The organism is Planktothrix sp. FACHB-1355 (genome assembly GCF_014748295.1).
Classification (GTDB): domain Bacteria; phylum Cyanobacteriota; class Cyanobacteriia; order Cyanobacteriales; family Aerosakkonemataceae; genus Aerosakkonema; species Aerosakkonema funiforme_A.
In genome coordinates, this window is the sequence record NZ_JACJUP010001014.1 from 1 (window position 1) to 2,563 (window position 2,563).

Annotated in this window: 4 protein-coding genes; 3 read left to right on the plus strand and 1 reads right to left on the minus strand. The window is 44.0% G+C overall.

Going from position 1 to position 2,563, the window contains the following annotated elements:
- The first annotated feature begins 27 nt into the window (after positions 1 to 27).
- Entirely contained in the window at positions 28 to 279 is a 252-nt protein-coding gene (locus tag H6S82_RS28300; protein WP_190463499.1) for a BolA family transcriptional regulator, read from the plus strand.
- 125 nt (positions 280 to 404) lie between these two features.
- Positions 405 to 728 (plus strand): Grx4 family monothiol glutaredoxin, encoded by a 324-nt coding sequence (gene grxD, locus H6S82_RS28305; RefSeq protein WP_190463497.1) that lies wholly within the window; start codon positions 405 to 407, stop codon positions 726 to 728.
- Between the two features lie 230 nt (positions 729 to 958).
- Here the strand turns inward: grxD and H6S82_RS28310 are convergent, their stop codons facing one another.
- Entirely contained in the window at positions 959 to 1,207 is a 249-nt protein-coding gene (locus H6S82_RS28310; RefSeq protein ID WP_190463495.1) for a DUF6761 family protein, read from the minus strand.
- 658 nt (positions 1,208 to 1,865) lie between these two features.
- Here H6S82_RS28310 and H6S82_RS28315 point away from each other — a divergent pair.
- The coding region (locus H6S82_RS28315) for a winged helix-turn-helix domain-containing protein (protein ID WP_191057112.1) at positions 1,866 to 2,563 on the plus strand (698 nt) is incomplete at its 3' end.

Here is a 2,563-nt window from a genome sequence, read left to right on the forward strand (position 1 = left end):
GAATCTTTTTTTAGCAAGAGGAAAAGAATGATTAGTCCGGTTCAGGTTGAAGCTATGATTAAGGCAGAATTGGCTGACGCACAGGTTCAGGTTCAAGACCTGACTGGCGGCGGCGACCACTATCAAGTGACGGTGGTTTCCTCTTTATTTGAAGGCAAGAGGCTGATTCAACAGCACCAAATGGTTTATGCTGCGCTGCAACAAGCTATGTCTTCAGAAGCTATTCATGCTTTGTCGCTGAAAACCTACACTCCCCAAGCTCTGAAAGCTACTCAATAGCTCTCTGGCTCAATTGACTGGCGTAGGTTAAATTTGTATGTTGTTAAGCACAACTACGCTAAAAAATACAAAATAACAAAGCATTTGCTCTCTCCGCGCACTTTTCACGATCGCACTGAAAAACTATGACACCAGAACTGAAAGAAAAAATTGACAACTTGGTAAAACAGCACAAGATTTTAGTTTTTATGAAGGGCAACAAGCTAATGCCCCAATGCGGTTTTTCCAACAATGTGGTGCAGATTCTCAACACATATGCAGTTCCCTATGAAACTGTTGATGTGCTTGAAGATTATGAAATTCGTCAGGGAATCAAAGAATATTCCAACTGGCCAACTATTCCCCAAGTTTACATTAATGGAGAATTTATCGGTGGCTCGGACATTATGATCGAGATGTATCAAAAAGGTGAATTAAAAGAGTTGCTAGAGGTTGCTTTAGCTTCCTGAAGCCAGGTTTCTTGAACAAAAATACTGATTGGATTCGTTTTAGCTAGAAATCCAGTCAGTATTTTTATTTTGCTGCCGAAAATTACAGTTGAGAATAAAAAAGTTTTGATTAAAAACTGAAATAACCAACTAAGAATTCTGTACCTGTATGCTTTTATTCAGCATTATCTACAGGTAAGACCTTAAAAAATTTTTTTGGCTAACCCAGCGATGCAAATCCTAAAAAAGCATCAGTAGTAGTCCGATTGGGGTTGGGGTTGAGGCATTTCAAAATTAGATGGATCGTATATGTAACGTGTAACTTCCTCCTCCAAACGGTTGATGCGATATGGCTCAAGTGCGTTAGTATGGCGCAGCGCAGCTATATAACCATCTAAATACAAACGCAAACTGTCATATCTGTAGCCCCGATTCCACATATCGACCAGGGCGTCGGTAAGTTTTTGGTAGTGCCTAATGGTTTGAGTGTCCTGAAGCATGGTCGTGAGTTGAAATCGTCTGGTGTTTAAATATATTAACGCCTGCCGTCAAAACCAGCTTTGATTTTGGCTTTGTCGAGCGAGGCGAGCGCATTTTGGCTTTATCTACACGACCTACAGGTTAAGTTATAGGGTGTGCGTTCGACCAAATTTCTCCCTGTTGAATCTCTCAGTCAATCGGTCGCTATACTTAAGCAATTTTTTAAATTGCTGTAACTATCCGCTGACTTTAGCTCTCACTCGATTGTTAATCACAAGTTTGGGCTTAAGGCGATTCAAACTGGATTGCTACGTTACCTTCATTTTAGCGAGTTCGAGGATAAGTCCTTACCGCCTGATTGGCTATTCGGTTGGCATAACCGCAAACAGATAACAGGTGCAGTCTGCCAGCATTTGACGATATAAAGCAAAAAAAGCCTTTGTTTTGGCCGTTACTGGCGATTGCCCATGTGTAGAAAACTGGTTGGTAGCAAGATGGCGTAACCTGTACTAAGCTAGAGGCGAAAATATCAAAATAATGGGATGATGGCGATCTCAACCATCGTCCAATGGTATTGAAAAATGAAAATACAGTTCAATGTCAGGTAGCAATCGCTACAAAATTCTCTAAACGGCTCTGTTAACTTGAATCTAACAAAGGCAAGGAAAGCAAGCCTCCGTGGGATCAGTAGGTATTCAAATTATTGAAGGAAATCCGCATCTGCGATCGCTGCTCGGTTGGCACTTACAGCAGGCCGGATACCGAGTGTTCCAAGCCGCCAGCCTCTATCAAGCGCGGGAAGTGTTTCATCTGCGTCAACCAACATTGGTAATTCTCGACTCCGAACTTCCCGATGGCGATGCTTTAGAGTTTTGCGGCTGGCTGCTGCGACAGCAGAGGCCATATATTCTCATGCTGTCTGCCCGCAACACCGAAGCGGATATCGTCGCCGGTTTAAAAGCAGGGGCAGATGATTACCTGACCAAGCCTTTTGGTATGCAGGAGTTCCTGGCGCGAATTGAAGCGCTGATTAGACGGAACAGAATGACTCTACCGCCGGCCTATCTGGATTATGGCGATCTGAAAATTGACTTGGTACAGCGTCGCGTCCGCTTTAAAGAAGAACTGGTCGATTTGACTCCCCAAGAGTTCAGTTTGCTGTATGTCTTGGCGCAAGCGGACGGACTGCCCCTCAGTCGTTCTGAATTGCTACACAGAGCTTGGCCGGATGCGATCGACAATCCCCGCACTATAGACACTCATGTTCTCTCGCTGCGGAAGAAGCTGGAAACCGATCCGCGCCAACCCAGTCTAATTCAAACAGTCCGCAATGTCGGCTATCGCTTTAACCCGGAGTTTCTTAGGGGGTCTGTATC

What these genes read in the sequence shown, in the direction of transcription:
- H6S82_RS28300 (WP_190463499.1), top strand. Translation starts at nt 28, where the DNA reads ATGATTAGTCCGGTTCAGGTTGAAGCTATGATTAAGGCAGAATTGGCT.
- grxD (WP_190463497.1), top strand. Translation starts at nt 405, where the DNA reads ATGACACCAGAACTGAAAGAAAAAATTGACAACTTGGTAAAACAGCAC.
- H6S82_RS28310 (WP_190463495.1), bottom strand. Translation starts at nt 1,207, where the DNA reads ATGCTTCAGGACACTCAAACCATTAGGCACTACCAAAAACTTACCGAC.